Origin of the sequence: Pseudomonas sp. NFACC56-3 (assembly GCF_900100025.1) — a bacterium.
GTDB classification, from domain to species: Bacteria; Pseudomonadota; Gammaproteobacteria; order Pseudomonadales; family Pseudomonadaceae; genus Aquipseudomonas; species Aquipseudomonas fluorescens_AA.
This window is the reverse complement of the sequence record NZ_FMTK01000001.1, coordinates 1-23,978: the sequence shown is the minus strand read 5'-3', so window position 1 is coordinate 23,978 and position 23,978 is coordinate 1. Positions and strand designations below refer to the sequence as shown.

The window sequence follows — 23,978 nt, the reverse complement described above, 5'->3', positions numbered from 1 at the left end:
CCATATTGTTACTGAATTGAGGGAGTAATCCTAAGCGCTCCAAGATCATCATAGAAACAAGCTACAACAGGACCCGTAGCATGCAACACACACTGCATGTGGCCGTTGCCAATCCCCGCCGCAAGTTCAATCAAAGCGACACTGGCGTAGAGATACCAAAGCTGAACACTCATAGGACAACATCAACCCACATCGGGCAACCGCAAACGATCTATTTCGTCAAAGAGGTTACAAAAGACGTCCACCAGGGAGGGATCGAACTGGGTACCGGCTTGATCGGTGATGTAACGCCTCGAACGCTCGACATCCCAAGCCTGTTTGTAGGCTCGGGGCATTCTTATGGCGTCATACACGTCGCATATCGGCCGGGGGTCTAATGAAACCGCCCCCCCTTAAACGAGAATGCTCGCCACATCGAGGCGCTGCGTCGTCGCATGCGGCGAACGCAAGCTCCGTGGCTTGAGAAGTCCGTCGGCGCAGCAGTTTTTCCCGCTGCCCCGTTCTATGATGTCGGCCGGTTGATCAACCTTGCGCCACCTCTCGGACCTGATACGGAGATCCCATGTCCTGTGTTCCCGCCTTTACCGATTTTCTGCTGACCCATCTGCAACAAGAAGAACGCAAACGCATTCTCAAATCAATCGTCGTCACCGTAGCGCCGGAGCTGTGGCTGAGCCTGGAGTCGGCAGCTCTGCTAATTTGTCCAGTGAGCCACTGCAGGGCTAGACTGGCGCCAGCCCCAATCGTCACGCCGGTCAGCCAATGCCTCTTCTTCCGCCAGATACCGCCGAACAGACAGCGCTGACCCTCGAAGTGGTGCTGCGTTACCACATGGCGTGGAAACACCGCGACTTGGAGGCGATTCTCGCGATTTATCACCCGCAAGTGCAGTACAACGATTTTTTCCAGAACCGCAGCATGGGCCTGACCGAATTGCGCGCTTACATCACCAGCACGCTGCCGCGTCATCCCGACGAGTATCTTGAACACAACGACCGCATCCGTGCAGATGGCAGTACCGCATTCATCCAGTACCAGACAGCGCTGAAAGGCAGTGGCGAGCGGGTGGTTTTTCGCACCAGCGAAGCCATCACGGTATGTGATGGCCTGATCCTTCGTATAAACGAATATGCCTCACTGGTGCGCGACAGCGAGCCCCAGACTGGGCGCCACGCCCCCGCCATCAGTAAACTGGGGCTCTCGGCGCGTCAACTGACGTTCATGGCGCGAGATTTGGCCGACTATTTTACGCGCCAGCAGCCCTTCCTCGACCCGGATCTGGACCTTGCACGGATTGCCAGCGCCACCGGGTACAGTCGCAATCAGTTGTCTTACCTGCTGAATCAAGTGCTGGGACAAAGTTTCTATCGATACGTGACCCAAGCCCGGTTGGCCTACCTGCTTGAGCGCCTGCCCAATCACGGTGAAAACGCGCCCATCGATGCCCTTGCGGCGAGTGCCGGATTCAATTCCACCTCGGCGTTCTACAAGGCCTTCCGAAGTCATACCGGCTGCACGCCCAAGGCGTGGTTGAAAGCCAATTGCGCGCGTGCCCGCAGATAACACAGCCCCTGTCGCAGCGCATTAATCTCTATCGGCAATCAACCGATGGAGCATGGGATGTCTGGCTGGGGTGGTGTGAGTTTGTGGATGGAGCAACTCGGCGAGGCGCTGATACCGCGCCCGGCGTTGTATCAGGATCTGCAAGCAGACGTTGTGATTATCGGCGCCGGTTACAGTGGCCTCTGGACGGCCTATTACCTTAAACAGCAAGCACCGCACCTGCACATCGTCATCGTTGAAGCACAAATTGCCGGCTTCGGCGCCTCCGGCCGCAATGGCGGCTGGTTGATGGGCAACCTGCTGGGCGAAGACCGGCTCCTGGGCCCCTTACCTGCCGCGCAACGTCACGCGGGCTACCAACTGCTGCATGCAATTCCCGACGAGGTGGTGCGAGTGTGCCACCTCGAAGGCATCGATTGCGAACTGCGCAAAGGCGGCGTGCTGTACTGCGCGGCGCGTTATCCCGAGCAAGAACGGCGCCTGCGCGAACAACTCGATGCCGTCCGTGCGCAAGGCCTGGGTGAAGACGACTACCGCTGGTTGAGCCCTCAGACCTTGCGCGAACAGTTGAATGTGGCCCAGGCATACGGCGCCCTGTATTCACCTCACTGCGCGACCATCCAGCCTGCACGGTTGGTACGGGGGCTGGCCGAAGCCGTCGAACGGATGGGTGTACGCATTTACGAGCAAAGCCCGGTGCTCGACTGGAAGCCAGGCCAGGTCCGAACCGAGCACGGTCGGGTGAGCGCCGATTGGGTGGTGCCGGCGGTCGAAGGTTATGCCAGCACCCTGCCCCCGCTGAACAAACATCAACTGGCCGCGCAAAGCCTGATCGTCGCGACTGAGCCACTCCCGGCCGATGTATGGGCCGAAATCGGCCTGACACGCGGCCAGGCTTTCAGTGAAAACAGCCGACAAGTCACCTACGGTCAGCGCAGCCGAGACGATCGCCTGGTGTTTGGCGCCCGCGGTGGATATCGCTTTGGCGGTCGCCTGCGCAGTGACTTCAACCTCACTCAGGCCGAACGAGCATTGCGGCAACACCTGTTTAGTGAACTCTTTCCGATCCTGCGCAATGTGCGCCTGACCCATGCCTGGGGCGGCAATCTGGGGATTGCCCGGTCCTTTCACCCGCACATGCTCGCCGACCGTCGCCAGCGCATCGCACTGGCGGGTGGCTACGGAGGTGAAGGTGTAGGCGCCAGCAATCTGGGCGGCCGAACCGTGGCGGCATTGATTCTTGGCCAAGACAACGAACTGACTCGCCAACCCTGGGTGCTGGATGACCGTCCCCTGGCCTCGTTGCCACGATGGGAGCCCGAGCCTCTGCGCTGGCTGGGTTACAACGCCATTATCCAGAGCTTCGTTCACGAGGATCAGGTATTGGCCAACCTCCATGCGCCACGCTGGCGTCGCCGGATGGCTGAAGGCCTGGCCGGTTGCATGGAACGTCTGATGAAGTCCAAGGAGCCGTTTGCATGAAGATCGATCATTTTCGCGACACCGCCCGTTTGCCGCTCGGTGAGCCTGGCGCTGTGGGTGTACCGCTGGGCGAGCCGCTTTCACAGGTTGCCACGGCATGCGTCGAACGCGACGACGGCGTCGAGGCCGGCGTGTGGGAATGCACCCCCGGCCGCTGGCGGCGCCAGATCGTGCAACAGGAGTTCTGCCATTTCACTCAGGGGCGTTGCACCTTCACCCCGGACGGTGGCGAGCCCCTTCATATCCAGGCCGGCGACGCGTTGATGTTCCCTGCGAACACGACGGGAATCTGGGATGTACAAGAAACCGTTCGCAAGAGCTACGTACTGATTTTCTGAACTGCCTTCATCCATAACGCCTAGAACAAAGGTTGAGGTCTCGCATGTTGAAGTCGATCTTTCCGTTACTGTTGATCGCGTCTACCGCTCAGGCAGCAGACACCGTCAGGATCTACAACTGGAGCAGCTACATCGCTCCAGATACCCTGCAAAACTTTACCGCCCAGACCGGGCACCAGACTCAATATGACCTGTACGACAGCAACGAGGTGCTCGACGCCAAACTGATGGCCGGCCACTCAGGGTATGACGTAGTGTTTCCGTCCAACCACTTCATGGCCCGGCAGATCACGGCCGGCGCACTCAAACCGCTGGACCGCGGTAAACTCCCGAACTGGCACAACCTCAACCCGACGCTGATGAAGGTTCTGGAGGCCAATGACCCTGGTAACCGCTACGGCTTTCCCTACCTGTGGGGCAGCACCGGCATCGGCTACAACGTGGCCAAGGTCAAGGCGGTCCTGGGTGATGTACCGATAGACTCCTGGGACATCGTGTTCAAGCCGGAAAACATGAAGAAACTCGCCCGATGCGGCGTGGCTATGCTCGACAATGGTCCCGAGATCCTCCCCATCGCCTTGAACTACCTTGGCCTGCCGCATCACAGCAAGGACAAGGCCGACTACGAGAAGGCCCAGGCCCTGCTCCTCGCTGTGCGCCCCTATGTGAGTTACTTCCACAATTCCAAGTACACCAGCGACCTTGCAACGGGTGATGTCTGTCTGGTCGTGGGATTTTCCGGCGACGTGATGCAAGCCGCAGCGCGAGCTAATGAGGCCGGGAACGGCCAGCAGATCGCCTATGCCATCCCCAAGGAAGGCTCACCGATGTGGTTCGACATGGTCGCCATGCCCGCCGATGCGCCAAATGAAAGCGCCGGCTACGAATTTCTCAACTACCTGCTGGACCCCAAGGTGATAGCTGGCATCAGCAATCATGTGCACTATGCCAACGGCAACACCGCCGCCGAGGGGCTGGTCGACAAGGCCATCCGCAACGACCCGATGGTGTACCCGCCTGACAGCGTGATGAAAAAACTCTTTGTACTGGAGGCAATGCCATTGGAGGACGACCGGCTGCGCACGCGGGTCTGGAGCCGGATTAAGAGCGGGCAATGAAAGCTGTCGCCGATGAACAGCACCCGGATCATCGGCGACATCTCCCAGGCCTCATTCAAAAGCCTGTGGCCAAATGCAGCAGCATCGACGCAAGCCTAGGCTGGACTCGTTAGGCGCCCACAAAACGATGACGCACTTCCATATTGGTACTCGGGCGCCTTCGGCAAGTGCTCCTAGAGTCGATGGGCAACTGATACAAGCTCAATAACGAGTTTCATCAATCACGCATTTATGCAGATGTGCTTTGCTCACTTTCCAGAGCAACGGCGTCAGCGCCAGCAACAACGCGCATTGGCGAGACTGGGTCATTCGCTGCACGCCATATTGCTTCGGCGACGTCCTGGGCCTCAATGACGACGGTTGATAGCGACCACTCTGCAAACACCTGCTGCGCCAGATCGGAGTAAGCCTCCGGGATGCGAGATCCTTCGAGGGCACCGAGTAACCCGATACCGGCATTCTAGGTGGTTACACCGGCGATCACTCCTGCCCAGAGGGTGTCCGATGAGAGGCCCTCTGGCGTGATAACCGTCTCAGTCATGAATCGCCGTAAGGAAAGTACCATTCATACCCACCCTAATTCTTGCGTTTCTCTGTCTCTTTGCGGCGAGCGACTAGGTCATTTGTACTATTGTTATAAATGACTCTCCATCATCAAATGGACCTGAGGAGCGTGCTCCGCTGATTCAATAGTGTTTCTGTGCCTGCCACTCCTCTGCTGTCTTATTCAGATGCAGTTCGATAAAGCTACAAAAGTGGCAGCCCTGCCACAGGAATGGCGGTTGATTTTGACAACCGCTACCCCTTCAGCGGCTAGACCGTACAGCGACGAGTAATAAAGGGAAGTTTCCATGAAAAACAAAATGAAGAAAGCACGTTGGACCATTGGAGCGGCGCTCGCCCTCTCAATGGGGCTCGCATTTAGCGGCACCGCAAGTGCCTTTACTTTTGAACACGGATGGAGTTGCCAGAATAAGTGGTATCAAATGGGGCTTATCGAGCTGATTGCCTGTGGGGGTGGGGGCGAGGGTTGATCTACTTAGGGTTTTTTTTGCACTTGTGAAGACATATGCAATAAACCCCCTAACCATCCAATAGTTGGGGCGTTGCAAAATAATGCAATGCCCCAGCAAGACTGTAGTGCCCACTTTGAGCTTCTCGACTAACAATCACTCACTCCAAAACAAAGTGGCGCAGCTCAGGTCCCATACCTATAAAAATTCCAACCCAGCCAAGGAATGACTGACTGTATGTTTTCTTATAAAACACCATTACTCACACTCCTCTCTGTGTTTGCACTCTCATCAACAGGGTGTTCTACAATTGCACCGGAGCGTTCCGCCGCAAGTGAACTTATGGGAAAAAACATTCAGGAAGCATATAAAAAATTTGGCAAACCCTCTATGATCTTGACAGAGCATTCAGTAAGCTCAAGTCATGAATTATATGGACAAAAAATATATGTATTCGACAGATATGGAACCAATTACGACCAGCAAACAGTTGTAGGCTCATACATGGATACCTCATCCGGACAACCAGTCAATGTCCAGCAGATTCAAACAAAAAATATTCAGGAGCTCTGCACCGTCGCATTCTGGGTTAATAATGACAGTAGTGCAATAGATTATTATGAGGTAAAGGGGAACTGTGGAATATTTGGGTCGGGGCTAGGAAACACGGGAGCGCTTCATTATATGGGCATTAATTAAAATCAAACCCTCCATACAATATCCATATCAACCACCTTCACGCCTGCTGAAACAGCTCACCTTCGCCGAAGCCGGGCATGCAAGCGACCGCAACTAACCAGAGAGCCCTTACTTGCCTGCAGTAGCTTCTGTTCTGACGACCTTGACCGGACTCAATACTCTTGCCAGTAAAACTACATACTGACTGATGAGCAATTTAAATCCCAGACTAGCGGAGCCCTTGGGTATCTCCCGAGGGTTTGACTACCGCGTCGAACACGTTGACATCGAATGGGCGAGGCCCCGCGGCGACTCTTCGAAAATGCCCTCATGACCGTGGCCGGCGTTATTAACCAACACGTCGACTGGGCTGTGGGTTGTTTCAATAGCTAGTGCGCTGTCGATCGGGCGAAGTCAACGACATCCAGCATTCACGCTAAAACTTTCGCGATAAAGAGTCGTAGATCCTCCAGCATTAAAGCTGGCTGCTCCCAGGCAGCAAAGTGGCCACCCCGCGGCATTTCGGTCCAATGCACGATGTTGAAGGTTTTCTCGGCAAATGATCGCGGCGGCGGTATGAATACAGGATCGCGGAAAGCTGCAAAGCCGGTCGGCACCTGAATCCGGGTACCAGGGGGAAATTTGCCAGAGCGTTCCAAGCGTTTGCCGTGGTACATCCAGGTCGCCGTGACGAACGACGATGTCGCCACATAAAGCATGATGTTGGTCAGCAACTGCTCTTCATTAAACGTACTCCAGAGGTCAGGATCGCCGTCGGCATTGCGCGGTAAGTCGGCCCACCGTCCAAATTTTTCCAATATCCACGCAGCGGCGCCCACCGGACTGTCGGCCATGGCCACACCCAGTGTCTGAGGACGGGTTTCCTGCTCATGGTTGTAGCCCGTTTCCCAGTCCAGGAGCACGTCGCGCTTGGCGACAAAGTCCATTTCCTCCGGTGTGTTTGCTTTGGTGCCTTCGGCGAGCAAGTCGGCCATGTTGAGGTGAATACCATGCAACGCCTCAGCAGAATCGTGAGCCAGCCAGGCGGCGATACCCGAACCCCAATCTCCGCCCTGAACGATGTAACGCGATTGTTCAAACAACCGCTTCATCAAGGTATTCATCAGATGAGCCGCTCGGCGCGGCCCGATGACGCCGGTGATTGGCGTCGAAAATGCAAATCCCGGTAACGAGGGCACTATCACATCGTGTCCATCTGCACTCAATGGTCGGAGCAGATGTTCGAATTCGATGAACGATCCAGGCCATCCATGCAGCAGCAGCACAGGAGGCTTGGAACCGTCACCTCGAACGTGGAGAAAATGAATGCACTCACCTTCGATATGGGTAGTGAAGTGCGGAAGCTGATTAAGCTGTCGCTCAACCTTGCGCCAGTCGTAGACGTGCTCCCAATGACGAATAAGTCGCTTGAGGTCATCGATTCCCACACCAGACTTCCAACCGCCGGTATCAGGCAATTGGCTCCAGTCATAGGCACTGACCTTCGCCCTGATAGCATCCAGACGTTCTTGTGGAATATGGATCGAGTAAGGCGCAACCATGGGTCTATCCTCCTGGGCCCTACGTACAGTTACTTCCTGACGATGGGGCCGTTCGCATGAGTTTCGCATTGCACTGTTGTACGCAATACTAGGCTCGCCCGCAGGCTACGATAAGGCCCAATATAAGAGAAATGCCTATGCGTTCGGCGCAAAAGTGAGAGCCCATGGATATCATTAGCGATCTTGAAATTTTCACGCTGGTGGCCGAGACATGCAGCTTTTCGGCCGCTGGCCGATCGCTCAAACTGGCACCCTCATCTGTGTCGCGCGTCGTTGATCGCCTTGAGGCACGCCTCAATGTCCGGCTGTTGCTGCGCACTACCCGAGCGCTGACCTTGACGGCCGAGGGGGTGGCTTATCTGTCTTCGGCACGACGAATTCTTGCTGACCTGAAAGAGACCGAACAACTGATCACTGACCAAAGCTCGCCGCGTGGGCGCCTGCGGATCAGCGCATCGATTTTGTATGGCAAGACATTCCTGCTGCCACTGCTGAGGGATTTCATTCATCGGTATCCGGACATCCTTGTCGATATCAACCTGACGGACACTGTCGTCGACATCAGCGCAGGCCAAGCCGATGTCGCCTTGCGGCTGGGCCCTCTGGCTGACGCTCCCTTGGTTGCACGAAGATTAGGGAAAACCCGCAAAGTCATCGTCGCGTCACCTGATTACTTGGCAGCACGGGGCACACCTGAAGTACCTGAAGACCTGTACGGCCACGATTGCATCGACTTCAATTTCAAGCGCGCCGCTCCAGGCTGGCCTTTTATCAAAGACGGAAATGGATATGCCCTTAAGATCAAAGGCAGCATAGAAACCAACAATGGCGATACTCAGGGCCAACTGGCGGTTGAGGGTCTGGGCATAGCTCGAGTGTGTGCCGAGACCGTTCAACAGGCCATTGAGGCAGGGCGACTGGTGCCACTTCTGGAGGCGTTCAATCCAGGTGATGGCGAAGAGATACATGTCGTGTTCATGGGCGGCCCACACCTACCGGCCCGCGTGCGTTGCTTCGTCGATTATCTGGTGGAATCCCTTGGCGAAGGGCTTCCACGGGCCTGGCGAACTAATGATCCAGCCTAGAGTCAACGTTTCTGAATGTCTTAGGAGGATGGATACATGGCCACTACCTACAGTGCCCCTGGGATCATGATCGTCGATATCAATGGATACGCCGATAATGGCTACGACACAGTTATACAACCCGACGGCTCAGTATTGGTCGCGGGCCTCACCAATCACGCACTCGACCCTGACTACGGCAAAGACTTTTCCCTGGCCCGTCTCAACACCGATGGCAGCGTGGACGGCAGCTACGGCAACGCAGGGCGGCTGGTGATTCACAAGCAGATTCCCATCGAAAAGGCCTACGTCCTTCGCGTCCAGGCCGACGGCGCAGTGGTGGCGGCCCACGAAGGCCACGATGACACCCCCATCGTCCAGCGGTGGGGCCCGGACGGTAAAGCCGATGCGCTGTTCAACGCCAATGCTCAGGCCAGCCTGTCCAGCGGCTTCGGCCACACGCCGTTAGTGGAAGCCAACACCGACGGCAGCGTGCTGGTGGGGGCCGTCGAGGGCAGCACGCTGAGAGTGACGCAGTTGCATGCCGATGGCACGCGGGACTTGTCCTTCGGCACAGATGGAATGCTGACGCTACAGCCCCCTGAAACGCTTTACTCCGTGCGAGGCCTTACCTCCCTGGCGGATGGCAGCCTGTTCGTCCGAACCGCGGGTGGCTTGCTCAAATACACCGCGGATGGGGAACTGGACAGCCACTTTGGCAGCAATGGCATCCTTGAGTTTGCCAGGGGTGCAGCCGGGACCGACGTAGCCGTGCAGGACGACGGTAAAATCCTGCTATCCACCTTCACGGTTCCTGTCTATGACTTCACCGTGCTGCGTTTCAACGCCGATGGTAGCCCCGACCTCAGTTTCGGCAATCAAGGCTCGGTCACCATCGATGTTCCTGGCAATTACGCCGTAGCCAACGGCGTCGCTGTGCAGGACGACGGCCGGATTTTGCTGGGCGGTAGCGCTTTCGCCAATGGCGGCAGTGATTTTGCTGCGGTTCGGCTAAACGCCGATGGCAGTCTGGACAGCACTTTCGGCAGCACGGACGGCAGCACCCGTTTGGTGGGTTCGTCCGGCAACGATGTGTTGAAAGGCCTGGGTAGCGATGAAATCCTGCGCGGCCTGGCAGGTGACGATGTGCTGCAAGGCAATCTCGGCCGCGACTTGCTCTCCGGCGGTGCGGGAAACGACGTATTCCGCTATGCCAGCGTGACAGACAGCTTTCGCACCGCTGACAGCAGTGGCAGTGACCGCATACTCGATTTCAATCCTGCCGAGGATCGCATCGACCTCAGTGCCCTGGGTTTCACCGGGATCGGGAACGGATACGACGGCACCGTGTTGATTGGAAATAACGCAGACGATACCCGCACCTATCTGAAAAGCTTCGAGGCCAATGCCGACGGTCAACGCTTCGAGCTGGTGCTCGATGGAAACTTTGCTGGACAACTCGACGACAGCAACCTGACGTTCAGCACGGCGAGCGTCGCCCGCTCCAGCGTCGATAGTGCTGCGCTCCCCGGCGATCTTTCCGCGCCTGAACAGGTGGAGCTGACGTTGATAGGCACCGTAGACCCGCATACCGATTACTTGGCCTGATCTGGTTGCGCGGCGCTGTGTGGTAAACACAGCGCCCTGGCTTCTCAACGCTCACTGCAAGCCACAAGCGATCAATCGCTTATGCTTCTCGACCATGGGCACTAGCAACGTTTGAACGCCAATGTCGAGCATCTGTTTGATCATTGCCGGATTGCCATCGACCGTGCGGGCCACGAGATGGGTCGGGTAAGGCGCAACGGCCTGCAACTGTGCAAGTGTGCTACGCATATCGTTTGGCGCGTGTTCACCGTCGATCAGCACCACTGGAAGCCCACTGTGGCGCAAATTTCGGCGCTGTAGGCATTGCCTTGCCGCGTCGACCCAGGGGCACGCCCGCTGCACAAGGAGGTGTCATGATCGAACCGCGATGCATTTCGTTGAGTTCCACGCAACAATCCGTCTGGCTCGAAATAATCATAACTAGCCCCTCTACTCCATCAGCCGAGACGCTCGACCAGGCCACGCAGCACGGTATCCAGTTCAACCGTGCCACGTTGAGGGCTACCTGCGAATTCAATCCACCCCTCGTTGAATCCATCAAGCATCTGGATTCTGGGAAGTGGGTTGTTCATGCCCTGGTCCCGAAACATCGACTCCCACGTGTTACGCGGGACACTCTGAGCTTGAACCTTTACCCCCAGAAGCCGGCCCAGCGAATCAGCAATTTGCAGAGGCGTGACTCGGTGTGGCCCCTCCAGTTCGACCAAACGGACCCCATCCCACTGCTCCAACATCATTTGCGCAGCAGTCCGACCGACGTCTGCAGTTGCCACCATGGGGAATGCCTTGTCCAACGGCTGAAGTAAGCTATGCAACACCTTTTGGTCACGTGCAGGAATGATGTCCCATACACTGTTTTCCATGAACCAGGCCGCCCGAAGAAACGCAATTGGCATAGACACGTGAGACAGACGACGTTCCATCTCGCTCAGTTGACTAAGAAGATTACGTTGAGTCGCTTGTGCGCCAATCGTTGAAAGGCAGACTACCTTCTTGGGATTCGACTCCTGCAAGGCTGCGAAGATATTCGCAATAATTGCGCACGATTCGGAAAAGTCCGGGCTAGGATCGAAATTGGGCGGTAACAGAATAAAAACCGCTTCCGCGCCCGTGAAAGCGCGACTCAATGACTGTTTATCGTACATATCTGCGACAACGACTTCACAACCCTGCTCGCGCCAAATACTCCCCTTGACGGCATCTCGAACGACGGCACGTACCTCATGCTCCTGCGCGAGAAGATTACGAGCCAATGTGCTACCTACCTGACCTGTGATACCTGTAATGACGAACATCTTGCTCTCCTGTGGTGTTTGGCGTGCTGAGAGCAAGTTTGTCTTCTCTAAACTAATTAATCGATAACATGTATGTCATATGATTTATGACATAAAGGCATCAATATGAATTTTGATGAGCGCAATCTGAATGGCATCACCGTCTTCGCGGCCATTGCCGAAACCGGCAGCTTTGCGGCTGCCGGTGAGGTGCTAGCAATGTCTCAACCCGGGGTGAGCAGGAGTCTGGCCAGGCTGGAAGCACGCTTGGGAATCAGGCTATTCGACCGAACGACGCGCTCCGTTACCATGACTGACGAAGGGGAAAGGTTGTACTCACAGGTTATACCCTTGCTCGCCGCATTAGATGAGGCGGCGACATCGGTGACCTCTGGCGCACATATAGTGCGTGGCCGACTCCGAGTGAATGTCGACCCGTTTTTTGCGCGGTTGATTCTCGGGCCACGACTTGGGAGGTTTCTCGACACGTACCCGGAGCTAGATCTAGAGCTGACCACCCGCGATCGCCTGGGGGATATGGTGGCGGACGGCTTCGACCTAGCTGTTCGATTCGGTGAGCCTCGTGTGTCGAGCCTAGTGGCTCGTAAGCTCTTAGATACACGGATTCTTACAGTCGCCGCGCCCAGCTATATCAAGCGTTATGGACGTCCTGGCCACCCAAAGGCATTAATCGACCATCGTTGCATCCAGTTTCGCGATCCTGAGAGCAATCGACCATTTCCATGGGAGTTCCACCACGGCGATAAGCGGCTCGTGGTCGAAACCCAAAGCCAGTTGACTGTTAACGACGTCGGAAGCTTGCACAGCACCTGCGTGGCTGGCTACGGCATCGCACAGATCATGGAATTGGGCAGTGAGCTTCTCTTGGCGGAGGGGCGCTTGATTCAATTATTTCAGGACTTGCCAGATGAGCGTTTTCCGCTTTACGCGTTGTATCCTTCTCGCTTGAATCCCTCAGCAAAGGTCAGGGCATTTCTCGATTTCGTGCTGACGATCGTTAACTGATGGTTGCCCATGACTGCTACCGGTTTCCGGCCAGACGATCCACCGACCGCTTTTGGAGCTTGTAGGTGTAAATCACAGAGGGTTCCGGGCCCAGATTTCACGTAGCTACGCGCGAGAAAGGCCGTTTTCAGCAGTCAGTATGCGGGCAGCCTGGAAAAACCGACTTTTTCAACACAATCAATCGGCCACAAGCTACCGGCGCAATGAGCAGGCGATTGATGACTTTGCGGCCAGGCTGATCATCGAATTGTAATTTTAACCCTTCATTTCGTTATTTCGCGTAATGAGAAAATATTAGGAAATCCCTTATGAGCAGCAAAACTATCTTCGTTGAACCCGGTGGCGGCTATGAAAAGGTTGTGATTGGCAGCAGCGAAGTCCGAGCCGCAGCGCGTGGCGAAATCACCGTACGCCTTCATGCCAACTCGCTCAACTACCACGACTTTGCGGTGGTCAGCGGTATGTGGGGCCCTAGCGAAAAACGCATCCCCATGGCCGATGGTGCGGGTGAAGTCATTGCTGTCGGCCCAGATGTCACTGAATTCAAGGTGGGTGACTCAGTCGTCAGCACCTTCTTCCCGGAATGGATCAACGGTGCACCACTGGTTGAAGGCTTTGTCAGCGTGCCAGGTGATGGCATTGACGGCTACGCTCGTGAGCAAGTGACGGCCAACGCCACATCGTTCACCCTCGCGCCTATTGGCTACAGCCATGCTGAAGCGTCGACGCTTACCACCGCCGGCCTTACTGCATGGCGCGCCCTGATGGCCGATGACTCACTCAAGCCGGGCGACACCGTGCTCGTCCAAGGCACGGGCGGCGTTTCAATTTTCGCCCTGCAGTTCGCTAAAATGGCCGGTGCTACCGTTATTGCGACCTCTTCAAGCGATGAAAAACTTGAACGTCTGAAAGCGCTAGGCGCTGATCATGTGATCAATTACCGCAAAGACCTCAACTGGGGCGAAACTGCACGCGCGCTAACGGGTGGCCGTGGTGTTGACCACATCATCGAAGTCGGCGGCCCTGCGACGCTTGAGCAATCGATGAGTGCAGTTCGGGTTGCTGGTCACATCTCCGTCATCGGCATATTGAGTGGCGTAAGCGGTGCAATGAATTTTGTACCGGCACTGATCAAGCAAGTGCGTCTGCAGGGTGTATTGGTGGGTAGCCGCAGCCAGCAGCAGGACATGATCCGAGCCATCAATGCTAATGGCATGCGCCCGATTATCGATCGTCATTTCCCTTTGAGCGAGATTGTCGAAGCGTTCAAGTATCAGGAAACCAACCAGCATTTTGGCAAAATTTGCCTGGATATCTAAGCACGCATGCATGGGCATGATCCGTATGCCTCTCTCAAGGATGTGCTGCCACGGCTGCCGACGCAGCGGACGAGAGAGATCGGCCCCATGCCGCCTGTCACAATTGGCAGCAAGGGGTCGTTTTCAGTCGGCCACCACAGGCGGTATAGCCCTTCGCCTACACTCAGACCTTGAAGCGCGCCACTAGATGATTGAGTTCAATCGCCAGGTTGGCCATCTCACTGCAGGCGCTGGCGGTCTGGCTGGCGCCTGCCGAGCTCTGGATTGACAGTTCGCGGATACTGGTCAGGTTCTGGTCAGCCTCGCGGGCCACCTGGGCTTGCTCTTCGGAGGCGGTGGCGATCAGCAGGTTGCGTTCGTTGATGTGGGCTATGGTCTCGGCGATCTGCTTGAGCGAGAGGTCGGCATTCTGCGCCACCGAGATTGAACTGCTGGCCATCTGCGCGCTGACGCTCATGGCGCTCACCGCGTGGGTCGAGTCGGTCTGGATCGCGCTAATCATCTGTTCGATTTCCTGCGTCGACTGCTGGGTGCGATGGGCCAATGCCCGCACCTCATCGGCCACCACGGCGAAGCCACGGCCTTGCTCCCCGGCCCGAGCGGCTTCAATGGCCGCGTTCAGCGCCAGCAGGTTGGTCTGCTCGGCAATGGCTCGAATCACCTCGACCACCTTGCTGATGTCCTGTGCCCTGCCTGACAAGGCCTTGACCTGTTCACCTGTGGTGGCCACGTTGTTGGCCAGACCTTCGATGGCTTTGAGGGTTTGCGCCACGTTCTCGATACCCGAGCGGGTGAACGCCATTGATTCGCGGGAAGATTGGGCGGCGGCTTCGGCATTGCGTGCCACCTCATCCACAGCGGCACTCATTTCGGTCACCGCGGTGGCGGCCTGATTGACCTCGTCGTTCTGCCGCACCAATCCGCGGCTGGCGTCTTCGGTCACGGCGGTCATTTCTTCAGAGGCCGACGCCAGTTGGGTGGAGGAATCAGCGATGCGGGCGATGGTTTCCCGCAGGTTGCCCTGCATCTTCGCCAGAGCGGCCAGCAGGCGGCCGGCTTCATCGCCGCCACTGATCGAGACCTCCCGGGAAAGGTCACTGCCGGCGATGCGCTCAGCCACGGCCAGGGCATCGCTGATGGGCGACGTGATGCTTCGAGTCAGCACCGCAGCCAGCGCCACGGTGAGTACCACGGTTACCACCAGCAGGCCAATTACCAGCGTCACACCATTGCTATAGGTGGAAGCGGCGTCCAGGCCCGCATGCTTGGCGCCCTCCTCATTAAAGTTCGAGAGCTTGTCCATCTTGTCCTGCAGGGCGTTGGTCATAGGGCTGATGCGGGTATTGATCAGGGTGATGGCTGCGGCATTGTCACCACTGCGCAGCATCGGCTCCAGCTCATCCAACAGTTTGAAATACTGCTGCACATCGGTGGACACCGCCAGGTAGAGCTCACGCTCAGTCGGCCCCGAGATTAGAGGTTCGTAATCGCTGATGACGTTCTGCAGCGTGCTGCGGTAGCCGCTCAACGCAGCAATGCGGGTTTGGCGCTGTTGTTCGTCGGTGGTCACGGTGACGCGAATACTTTCAAGACGCAGGCGCAAAACGCCTGTCTGCATCTTGCTGGTCTCGCGGATGCTCGCCATCCAGTTGGTTTCAACATCCTGCTCCGAATCTCGAAGCGTCCCCATTTGCAATAGGGCGACGATGCCTAGAGCAAAAACCACCAGGACAATGAGCGAGAAGAACGTGGCAAACCTGGGGGCGAGGTTCATAGTCCTGATGTTCATTTTTTTATTCTCTTAAAAAGGTCGATACAGTGATGCTGTCATTCCGGGATATCGACCAAGACGCTTGGAAATACAAGCCATCCGACAAATGGGCTAGCGCAACCTCTGGCAAAACGCCAGCGTGCGCGCTTGATGTCTCTCGAGGGAGGCGCTCCGAAGCGCCGGGCATATGCAAACCTCGTTCAAGCCCATTTGCAGGGTGACTTTTTCGATAAGCCGTTTGAGCGCCTGGTAGCGTTCGGTGGGCTGCGCGGGGTCACGCAAGGTCAGAGAATGCATAGTGGGTACTGCTGCAGCCGCTTTGCTGCCCGCATCTGGCATCGCAAGTTCGCTGGCTCCTGCCCCGGCGCCCTTTTCGCTGACGGAGCCCGGAAGCGTGATGCGTACCGAAGGACGGATCGTGCGCGCAGACCTGCCCGTCAAATGCGGTGTTTGCGACATTACTTTTCGTACAGTGCCTAGTGTCGCACCAGAAAAGCCTCAAATGCCGACAACCCTGAAGACTCCGGAACAGTAAACAACCCCCATATCTTATGAGCGCGTTATATTTCAATGTTCGAAAAAAACTGCTGAGTAAATTGTGTTTCAATTACGTAACACTGCGCCAGCAAACAATAAAAAAATCTGTTTTTAAATTAGGCATATAGCTTTTTCCCCGCTCCTATACCTTGACGCACTTAATAAACTGGTTTTGACTTCACTAACCACTGAAGCAAGGACCCCTGCCATGGCCAACATCGTAATTTGCTGCGATGGTACTTGGAATACGCCTGACCAGCTCGACAAAGGCGTACCAGCCCCCACCAACGTGGTCAGACTGCACAACGCCGTTGCAGCAACCGATGCCAAAGGTATTCCTCAGGAAAAGTATTACCACCCAGGCGTGGGGACCTCCGGCAAGTGGTGGGACAAGGCGATTGGTGGTGGCACCGGAGCCGGATTGGATGACAACATAAAAAGTGCCTATCAGAAACTGTGCTACAACTACAAAGCAGACGCTGATATCTATCTGTTCGGCTTCAGTCGCGGCGCATATACGGTGCGAAGCCTGTGCGGTTTCATCACCAGTTGTGGCTTGTTGAAGATCGCTGATTTAGAGCCTGCCGAAGTTTGGAAGCGAATAGATCAATTATTGAAACGTGGCTACCGACGCAAACTTGAAGACCGTGCAGATTGGGATGACTTGGGTTGGAAGTTTCACAACAAGACGAGCGCCAGCATTCCGATCCGCTTCCTTGGTGTGTGGGATACCGTTGGTGCATTAGGTATTCCGGACGATATGGCTTTGCTCAACCTGCTTGACGACCGCAACCGTTACACCTTCCACGATACGACTTTGCATAACTCGGTAAAGACCGCGCGACACGCAGTGGCCATGGATGAACGTAGAGCAACGTTCCAGCCAACGTTATGGACCGAAGTGCCAACCGACCAAGACATGAAGCAGTTGTGGTTTCCAGGGGTGCATTCAGACGTTGGTGGTGGCTATCACGAAAACGGCCTGGCAGATGGCGCCTTGAAATGGATGATCGAAGAAGCGTCCTCGTGTGGGCTACAGTTCAATAACGCGATCAATCAGATCAAACCTGATTACCACGACATGATGCATGATTCCTGTGACGGCGTTTTCAGCCTGCTGCCAACCCAGCCGCGTAGCATCGCCAACCTCGTCGCACAACCTGATCGCTTTCACGACTCCGCGCTGAAACGCCAAGACGATCCGCCTATAACCCAACACCCCTATCGACAGTCGCGCCTCATCTCACCGAAACCGCCGGTGTCGCTGGATATCTCGGCACGTTCGCCTTGGAACGAAACGGGTCTATGGCTGGAAGCGGGCGTGAGCTACACCTTCAGCGCATCCGGAGAATGGCTGGACAGTTCCATCAGTTGCGGCCCCGACGGCACCGATGACGGCAACTTTCAGCCTGCGGAAGTTGCACACTTGGTAGCCAGTGCGTTGGGGCAGGTGGAATCCTGGTACGGCAGGCTCTTCAAAAACAGTGATGCCAATTTCCGCTTCACTAAACGTCACGAACAGTACCCCTGGTTCTGCCTAATGGGCGCGATCGCAAACGGCGACGGCGTGGATGCCAAGGGTTATTTGATCAAGCCCGAGAGTTTCAAGATCGGTAAGGGATGCAGCTATGTGCCAAAGCGCTCGGGGTATTTGTATGCGTATGCCAATGATGCTTGGAACTGTTATGGCAATAATCGTGGACACGTGGCGTTGAAGTGGGTGGTTAAACATCCTTGAAGCAGCATTGCTTGCAGTTTTTACTCGTTCTTAGAGGTGCTTGCCCAAAGACAAGGACTTATAGGGGTGACAAGGAACCTTATACAACGCACCATCGCTACAGGGCATGCCGCCTGACATTAGTTAAACGGGGGGGGGTTGAAATGGATGCGCCTGACTTTCTTAAAGAAGAATACCTGACACTTCGCAAAGAAGTGGAAGCGGCTGTCGCCGAATTAGCCTCCCTGGAGCGAAATGCAATACTTGCCATTGCCGCTATTTATTCCTGGCTTGTAACTGCAAAGCTGGCGATCCCGTTTTCATATTTGGCATGGAGCATTCCGATACTGATCTCGCTGTTCAGTGCATTACGCAGCTTTAATGTTGGCCAACATTTACAACGCCTTAGCGACTACATAAAGAAAATAGAAATGGAAGTTTCAAAAAGCAATCAACATGCAAAAGGCTGGGAACATTTCCATAGCGATAAAACAAAGAACAAACACAGAACAAAAATAACCGTTGCATTCTGGCTGTGTTTAATATCGGTCACATTGCTAGTTTTTATTGGAGCTTGGCGTGGTTCGATTACAGCCTTAAATGCTGGATAGCAGCGACGCGGTGAAATTTCACAGCATGCTCTACTTTCCTTCTGGCACCGCGCTGCACTTCCCCTGACTACGTGGTAGCGCTGGAGAAAAGCCCACAAAAGATAATCGGCGGACCTAAGTTTAACGATAATGCGCGCTTTGTTCACTCCGAGGCGGCGTACTTCAAAGGGGAGGAAGACACTCGATATAATACGGCCCATCACATCGAGCGATTCCAGACATTCGACAGCAAAGCCATGTTCGTCTCGCATATTCTCCAAAACGGAGTATTGCAGGACGACAGCGTGGAGGGCGCCCCGTATCTGGCCAAAACTCACTGCTTTGTCTACAACGTCTATGCAGCCGATGCCCTGGCAGGGAAAGAAATCGGTCCACTTCTCCCCCTCAATTCATGCCTGATTTGCATGAGCCATATGCAAATAGGCAGTCTTATCCGATACGGGGCATGAGCGCATATTTCTCCATGTCGACCGCAGTGGTCGTCATTCACCGGAGAATTCAAATGTCGCGCTTGCAAGGTAAACGTACGCTCATCACTGGCGGCACCAGTGGCATCGGGCTGGAAACGGCAAAGCAATTCTTGGCGGAGGGTGCTCGCGTGATCGTAACGGGTGTCAACCCCGATTCGATTGCAAAAGCCCAGGCCGAATTGGGCCCGGAAGTGCCGGTGCTGCGCGCCGACTCGGCCAGCGTTGCAGCACAAAAGGAGCTGGCACAAGTCATCAAGGAACACTACGGCCAACTCGACGTTGCCTTCCTCAATGCCGGCGTATCCGTCTGGCTGCCCATTGAGGAATGGACAGAGGATATGTTCAACCGCTCTTTCGACATCAACGTCAAAGGGCCGTACTTCCTGATGCAGGCGCTGTTGCCGGTCTTCGCAAATCCTGCTTCCGTCGTGTTGACTACTTCCGTAAGCGCGCATGCAGGCGCAGATCGCTCGTCCGTGTATGCCGCAACGAAGGCCGCATTGCTGAACATGTCGAAGACGCTCTCGACCGAATTGCTGGGCCGTGGCATCCGTGTCAACGCAGTGAGCCCTGGCCCCGTCGAGACTCCGCTTTACGACAAGCTCGGTATTGCGGAAGCTTATCGCGAGCAGCTTAACAAAGAGATCGCGGCAACCATTCCGCTTGGGCGCTTCGGGACCTCCGACGAGGTGGCCAAAGCCGTGCTGTATCTGGCGTCCGACGAGTCGCGCTGGACGGTCGGCTCTGAAATCGTCCTTGACGGCGGCCGCCTGCTGAATGGCTAAGCGCGCAACTCAAGAATTGCGCGAATGCAACATCGCCTGGGCTGAGTTAATCAGGTACTGAACGCCCGTCTCAGCCCTTAGCGGCGAACGAGTCCAATCCAGACGGTGCAAACAGCGGTACGCGGGAAACTTCTGCCGCTGTTTCCGCAGGAGTCGGGAACATGACGAATCCATCAAAAAGCGCTCTGATCATCATTGAGTATGTCAACGATCGGCTGGCCCCAACGGGTGGCATCAACAGCCTATTCCGAGTGGGCCTAGCGAACTAATGGTCCTAGGCTAAAGTCAATGCTTCTGGATATTTTTAGAGGATGGAGCAATGGCCACTACCTACAGCGCCCCTGGGATCATGATCGTCGATGTCAACGGATACGCCGATAACGCCTACGACATGGTCATACAGCCCGACGGCTCAGTATTGGTCGCCGGTCTCTCCTACCACGCGCTCGACCTTGACTACGGCCAAGACTTTTCCTTGGCCCATCTCAACACCGATGGCAGCGTGGATTCGACCTATGGCAATGCTGGGCGGCTGGTGATTCATAAGCAAATCCCCATCGAAAAGGACTATAGCCTTCGCGTCCAGACTGACGGGGCGGTGGTGGCGGCCCACGAAGGGCACGATAACACCCCCATCGTCCAGCGTTGGGGCCCGGACGGTAAAGCCGATGCGGTGTTCAACGCCAATGCCCAGGCTAGCCTGTCCAGCGGGTTCGGCCACGCACCGATAGTGGAAATCAACTCTGACGGCAGCGTGCTGGTGGGGGCCGTCGAGGGCAGCACGCTGAGAGTGACGCAGCTGCATGCCGACGGCACACAAGACCTCTCCTTCGGCACAAACGGAATCCTGACATTGCAGGCCCCTGGAACGCTTGATTTCGTGCTAGGCCTCACCTCCCTGGCGGATGGCGGCATACTCGTCCAAGGTGCGCCGAACTTTCATAACAGCTTGCTCAAATACACAGCTGGTGGAGAACTGGACACCCACTTTGGCGTCAATGGCATCATGGAGATCAATGTTGGCAGCTACGGCGGCGGTGTGGCGGTGCAGGACGATGGAAAAATACTGCTATCCAACACGACCTCTTTCGATGACTTCACCGTGCTGCGTTTCAACGCCGATGGCAGCCCCGACGTCAGTTTCGGCAACCAAGGTTCGGTCAGCATTAATCTGCCTGGCGATTACGCCGCAGGCAAAGCAATAGCGGTGCAGGACGATGGCAAGATTCTGCTCGGAGGAAGCGCTTTCGCCAATGGCGGCAGTGATTTTGCCGCGGTTCGGCTAAACGCCGATGGCAGCCTGGACAGCACTTTCGGCAGCACGGACGGCAGCACCCGTTTGGTGGGTTCGTCCGGCAGCGATGTGTTGGAAGGCTTGGGTACCAATGAAATCCTGCGCGGCCTGGCAGGTGACGATGTGCTGCAAGGCAATCTCGGCCGCGACTTGCTCTCCGGCGGTGCGGGAAATGACGTATTCCGCTATGCCAGCGTAACAGACAGCTTTCGCACCTCTGACGGCAGTGGCAGTGACCGCATACTCGATTTCAATCCCGCAGAGGATCGCATCGACCTCAGTGCCCTGGGTTTCACCGGGATCGGGAACGGATACGACGGCACCGTGTTGATTGGAAATAACGCAGACGATACCCGCACCTATCTGAAAAGCTTCGAGGCCAATGCCGACGGTCAACGCTTCGAGCTGGTGCTCGATGGAAACTTTGCCGGACAACTCGACGACAGCAACCTGACGTTCAGCACGGCGAGCGTCGCCCGCTCCAGCGTCGATAGTGCTGCGCTCCCCGGGGATCTTTCCGCGCCTGAACCTGTGGAACTGACGCTGATAGGCACCGTAGATCCCCATACTTATAACGTGGTCTGATCTGTTGCCCTGCGCTGTGTGCTTACCGTATCTGGTACAGCACAGCAGCCCCTGGCTTGGCCTCGAAAGCCGGCACGGTGCGCTGCTCAAGTGGCATACCCTTGGCGTCCCAAACCAAGGTGTCCGATGGATACTCGTCCTTGCGGGTCATGGCGTCGATCTGCTTGACGATCACCTCCGAGCTTGAAGGCACCTCGGGGTTCCATTCGAATACGCCAACTCGACCGTAGAATACAGCCGGCGCGTCGACATCAAGGCGCCGGTCGGGACACATGACCAGGCCGCGGTCAAGCATCACCCGCAACGCGCCGACAGGCACCGCCTTCACCGTGGGCGTGGTGCGCTCGGTACTGTGGCCTGGGCAGACATTGGCCGAGCGAGTCACCATGTCCTCGACCACTTGACGATCAGATTGAGCCTGCGCCGAAAAGGCAACGGCAGACAAGGCGAGCGCTACAAGATTTGACTTCCAGAGCACGCAAAACCTCCTATGGCAAAAAATACTCCAACGTTTCAGACCGCCCCCCATGTAAGAACCGTCCGGTGCCAAGGGGCACTCTTCAAGACTACCAAGACATTAGTTTGTTCCGCTTGCTGATTGATAACCCTAGCCCTGACTACCGCCATTCATCTGCATGCACAGACAGGTTTGAGAGGAGCACGTTGTACCGTCGATCATCGCAATATCTTTAGGGTGAGAAACCCGAAGGACAGGATCCTGGCATTCAGATCTCGCTCATGCTACGTCACGGATGCCCCATACTTAAGCAATGTGCATTGCACAACCGGCCCCTAACACGCCGCCCCTCGCCATTAAAAGCAAACCTTTAAAAGGAATTTGATTGTCATGACTGCACTGGATACCGCATTTCACAAGCTGCATCAGAACGGACTGCTGGTCTTGGCCAATGTGGCCGATGCGGGCGGTGCGCGCATCGTCGAACGACTGGGCGGCAAGGCGGTAGCGACCAGCAGCGCGGCCATGGCCTGGTCTCATGGTTATCAGGATGGCAACAAGTTGCCTCTCGACCTGCTGAGCACCACCGTCAAGTCGATGGCACGGGTGCTCAGCGTACCGCTCACGGTGGATATCGAAGGCGGCTACTCCGATGACCTGGAGCAGGTCGGTCGAGTGATCAACACAGTCATCGCCGCCGGGGCGGTCGGGATCAACATCGAAGACGGCCTGGGCTCTCCAGAGCTGCTGGGTCGCAAGATCGACGTTGCGAAAAAGGTGGCAAACCAGGCGGGCGTCAAGTTGTTCATTAACGTACGGACCGACGTCTACCTGAAGAACCTTTTCCCTGCCGAACAACGCCTGGGGGAACTCTTGAAGCGCACCGCACTGTATTCCAGCGCCGGGGCGGACGGCCTGTTTGCCGCTGGCGTGGTCGATTCAAACGAAATTGCCACCCTCTGTCAGGAGACCAAACTGCCAGTCAACCTGCTGTCCCGGGACGGACTGCCCTCCCCCGACGAATTGAAGCGTCTGGGCGTCAGACGACTCAGTGCGGGCTCCAGCATCGCCGAGTTTCTGCACGGTGCCATGGGAGCATTGGTCCGCAGTTTCTTGGACAACGGCCAACTCGACACCCAAACCTTGAAAGCCCACACATACGGCGAATTGAATGCTTTGATGGCGGTGAAAACCGAGTAATGCTGTCCTGCGGACGAGGCCAGACGTTCGTATCAGGGTGTGGCCATTGCCGCAAAGACGCCATGGTCACCATTAAGCAACCGGTTTTGCAGCGGTCGGCAGTCATGTACTTGTTCAACAACTGATCGTGCAAGGTTCTTTTACGACCCGGTCAGGCCTTGCACGCGCGAGATAAATATCAAGGCCCTCCTGGATAAAGTTTTCGCAGATTTCAAATTACTGTATCCGCCCCGTCGAGGTTAATCCTACGGAAGAGCCGTTCAAAGCAATGAACTTCAGCGCAGAAATCATTTGCTCCAATGCCGAAAGATTCTGCAAGCACCAGAGAAGGCGGCAACCGCTCATTACATTTCCCCTCCAAGTCAGGAATTTTCGATGCAACGCGAATACATGGAATTCGATGTGGTCATTGTCGGTGCCGGCCCCGCTGGCCTGTCTGCCGCTTGCCGACTGAAACAGAAGGCCGCCGAAGCCGGTAAGGAAATCAGCGTCTGCGTGGTCGAAAA

Annotated in this window: 22 protein-coding genes and 3 pseudogenes; 18 read left to right on the top strand and 7 right to left on the bottom strand. The window is 56.1% G+C overall.

The features are described 5' to 3' along the window. The first annotated feature begins 80 nt into the window (after nt 1-80). From BLO80_RS29810 to BLO80_RS28755, 7 genes are all read left to right on the top strand, one after another. On the top strand, nt 81-377 hold the full coding sequence (locus BLO80_RS29810; protein WP_175459429.1) for a hypothetical protein: 297 nt from the start codon (nt 81-83) through the stop codon (nt 375-377). Between the two features lie 385 nt (nt 378-762). Continuing rightward, complete coding sequence (locus tag BLO80_RS00110) at nt 763-1,563, top strand: helix-turn-helix domain-containing protein (protein WP_092325919.1); 801 nt, start codon at nt 763-765, stop codon at nt 1,561-1,563. A 57-nt stretch (nt 1,564-1,620) separates the two neighbouring features. Beyond that, nucleotides 1,621-3,045, top strand: a complete 1,425-nt coding sequence (locus BLO80_RS00105; RefSeq protein ID WP_092325917.1) for an NAD(P)/FAD-dependent oxidoreductase — start codon at nt 1,621-1,623, stop codon at nt 3,043-3,045. Continuing rightward, complete coding sequence (locus BLO80_RS00100; protein ID WP_092325915.1) at nt 3,042-3,383, top strand: cupin domain-containing protein; 342 nt, start codon at nt 3,042-3,044, stop codon at nt 3,381-3,383. The genes BLO80_RS00105 and BLO80_RS00100 overlap by 4 nt, the downstream gene beginning before the upstream one ends. 44 nt (nt 3,384-3,427) lie before the next feature. Beyond that, the gene (locus BLO80_RS00095) at nt 3,428-4,501 is read left to right on the top strand and encodes a polyamine ABC transporter substrate-binding protein (protein ID WP_092325913.1); all 1,074 of its coding nucleotides are present in this window, start codon (nt 3,428-3,430) and stop codon (nt 4,499-4,501) included. Nucleotides 4,502-5,352: 851 nt separating this feature from the next. Next, a complete protein-coding gene (locus BLO80_RS00085; protein ID WP_092325911.1) occupies nt 5,353-5,535 on the top strand; it encodes a hypothetical protein in 183 nt (60 codons plus the stop codon). A 216-nt stretch (nt 5,536-5,751) separates the two neighbouring features. Further along, nucleotides 5,752-6,213 (top strand): hypothetical protein, encoded by a 462-nt coding sequence (locus BLO80_RS28755; protein ID WP_139196887.1) that lies wholly within the window; start codon nt 5,752-5,754, stop codon nt 6,211-6,213. 244 nt (nt 6,214-6,457) lie between these two features. On the opposite strand, the pseudogene BLO80_RS30100 reads toward BLO80_RS28755, so the two are convergent. Both BLO80_RS30100 and BLO80_RS00080 read right to left on the bottom strand, forming a co-directional pair. Further along, nucleotides 6,458-6,623 (bottom strand): annotated as a pseudogene (locus BLO80_RS30100) (short-chain dehydrogenase/reductase); the annotation flags it as partial. Next, nucleotides 6,624-7,754 (bottom strand): epoxide hydrolase family protein, encoded by a 1,131-nt coding sequence (locus tag BLO80_RS00080; protein ID WP_092325909.1) that lies wholly within the window; start codon nt 7,752-7,754, stop codon nt 6,624-6,626. A gap of 164 nt (nt 7,755-7,918) precedes the next feature. Here BLO80_RS00080 and BLO80_RS00075 point away from each other — a divergent pair, with 164 nt between their 5' ends. Further along, nucleotides 7,919-8,839 carry a LysR family transcriptional regulator gene (locus BLO80_RS00075; RefSeq protein ID WP_092325907.1) on the top strand — a complete coding sequence of 307 codons (921 nt, stop codon included), beginning with the start codon at nt 7,919-7,921 and terminating at the stop codon, nt 8,837-8,839. A 36-nt stretch (nt 8,840-8,875) separates the two neighbouring features. Beyond that, complete coding sequence (locus BLO80_RS00070; protein ID WP_092325905.1) at nt 8,876-10,426, top strand: M10 family metallopeptidase C-terminal domain-containing protein; 1,551 nt, start codon at nt 8,876-8,878, stop codon at nt 10,424-10,426. A 51-nt stretch (nt 10,427-10,477) separates the two neighbouring features. On the opposite strand, the gene BLO80_RS00065 is transcribed toward BLO80_RS00070, so the two are convergent. Both BLO80_RS00065 and BLO80_RS00060 read right to left on the bottom strand, forming a co-directional pair. Next, a complete protein-coding gene (locus tag BLO80_RS00065) occupies nt 10,478-10,690 on the bottom strand; it encodes an aldolase/citrate lyase family protein (RefSeq protein WP_256574031.1) in 213 nt (70 codons plus the stop codon). 173 nt (nt 10,691-10,863) lie between these two features. Beyond that, nucleotides 10,864-11,721 carry an NmrA family NAD(P)-binding protein gene (locus tag BLO80_RS00060; RefSeq protein ID WP_092325901.1) on the bottom strand — a complete coding sequence of 286 codons (858 nt, stop codon included), beginning with the start codon at nt 11,719-11,721 and terminating at the stop codon, nt 10,864-10,866. A 105-nt stretch (nt 11,722-11,826) separates the two neighbouring features. On the opposite strand from BLO80_RS00060, the gene BLO80_RS00055 reads away from it, so the two are divergent. The 3 genes and pseudogenes from BLO80_RS00055 to BLO80_RS30495 form a co-directional block, all read left to right on the top strand. Continuing rightward, nucleotides 11,827-12,726: a LysR family transcriptional regulator gene (locus BLO80_RS00055; RefSeq protein WP_092325899.1), complete on the top strand. Its 900-nt coding sequence runs from the start codon at nt 11,827-11,829 to the stop codon at nt 12,724-12,726. A gap of 308 nt (nt 12,727-13,034) precedes the next feature. Continuing rightward, complete coding sequence (locus tag BLO80_RS00050) at nt 13,035-14,045, top strand: zinc-dependent alcohol dehydrogenase family protein (protein ID WP_092325897.1); 1,011 nt, start codon at nt 13,035-13,037, stop codon at nt 14,043-14,045. Beyond that, nucleotides 14,046-14,141: pseudogene (locus BLO80_RS30495) on the top strand (transposase domain-containing protein); the annotation flags it as partial. Nucleotides 14,142-14,208: 67 nt separating this feature from the next. Here BLO80_RS30495 and BLO80_RS30490 read toward each other — a convergent pair. After that, a complete protein-coding gene (locus BLO80_RS30490) occupies nt 14,209-14,997 on the bottom strand; it encodes a methyl-accepting chemotaxis protein (RefSeq protein WP_371914560.1) in 789 nt (262 codons plus the stop codon). A gap of 66 nt (nt 14,998-15,063) precedes the next feature. Then, nucleotides 15,064-15,819, bottom strand: a pseudogene (locus tag BLO80_RS30485) (MCP four helix bundle domain-containing protein); the annotation flags it as partial. 742 nt (nt 15,820-16,561) lie between these two features. Here BLO80_RS30485 and BLO80_RS00035 point away from each other — a divergent pair. From BLO80_RS00035 to BLO80_RS30445, 4 genes are all read left to right on the top strand, one after another. After that, a complete protein-coding gene (locus tag BLO80_RS00035; protein WP_092325891.1) occupies nt 16,562-18,091 on the top strand; it encodes a DUF2235 domain-containing protein in 1,530 nt (509 codons plus the stop codon). Nucleotides 18,092-18,234: 143 nt separating this feature from the next. Then, complete coding sequence (locus BLO80_RS28730) at nt 18,235-18,681, top strand: hypothetical protein (RefSeq protein WP_139196885.1); 447 nt, start codon at nt 18,235-18,237, stop codon at nt 18,679-18,681. Between the two features lie 502 nt (nt 18,682-19,183). Then, nucleotides 19,184-19,936: an SDR family oxidoreductase gene (locus BLO80_RS00025; RefSeq protein ID WP_092325889.1), complete on the top strand. Its 753-nt coding sequence runs from the start codon at nt 19,184-19,186 to the stop codon at nt 19,934-19,936. Nucleotides 19,937-20,255: 319 nt separating this feature from the next. Beyond that, a complete protein-coding gene (locus tag BLO80_RS30445) occupies nt 20,256-21,815 on the top strand; it encodes a M10 family metallopeptidase C-terminal domain-containing protein (protein WP_092325887.1) in 1,560 nt (519 codons plus the stop codon). Between the two features lie 22 nt (nt 21,816-21,837). Here BLO80_RS30445 and BLO80_RS00015 read toward each other — a convergent pair whose 3' ends face one another. Beyond that, nucleotides 21,838-22,293, bottom strand: coding sequence for a hypothetical protein (locus BLO80_RS00015; RefSeq protein ID WP_092325885.1), 456 nt, complete (start codon nt 22,291-22,293; stop codon nt 21,838-21,840). 369 nt (nt 22,294-22,662) lie between these two features. On the opposite strand from BLO80_RS00015, the gene BLO80_RS00010 reads away from it, so the two are divergent. Next, complete coding sequence (locus tag BLO80_RS00010) at nt 22,663-23,472, top strand: isocitrate lyase/PEP mutase family protein (protein WP_092325883.1); 810 nt, start codon at nt 22,663-22,665, stop codon at nt 23,470-23,472. Between the two features lie 375 nt (nt 23,473-23,847). Beyond that, the coding region (locus BLO80_RS00005; RefSeq protein ID WP_139196884.1) for an FAD-dependent oxidoreductase at nt 23,848-23,978 on the top strand (131 nt) is incomplete at its 3' end.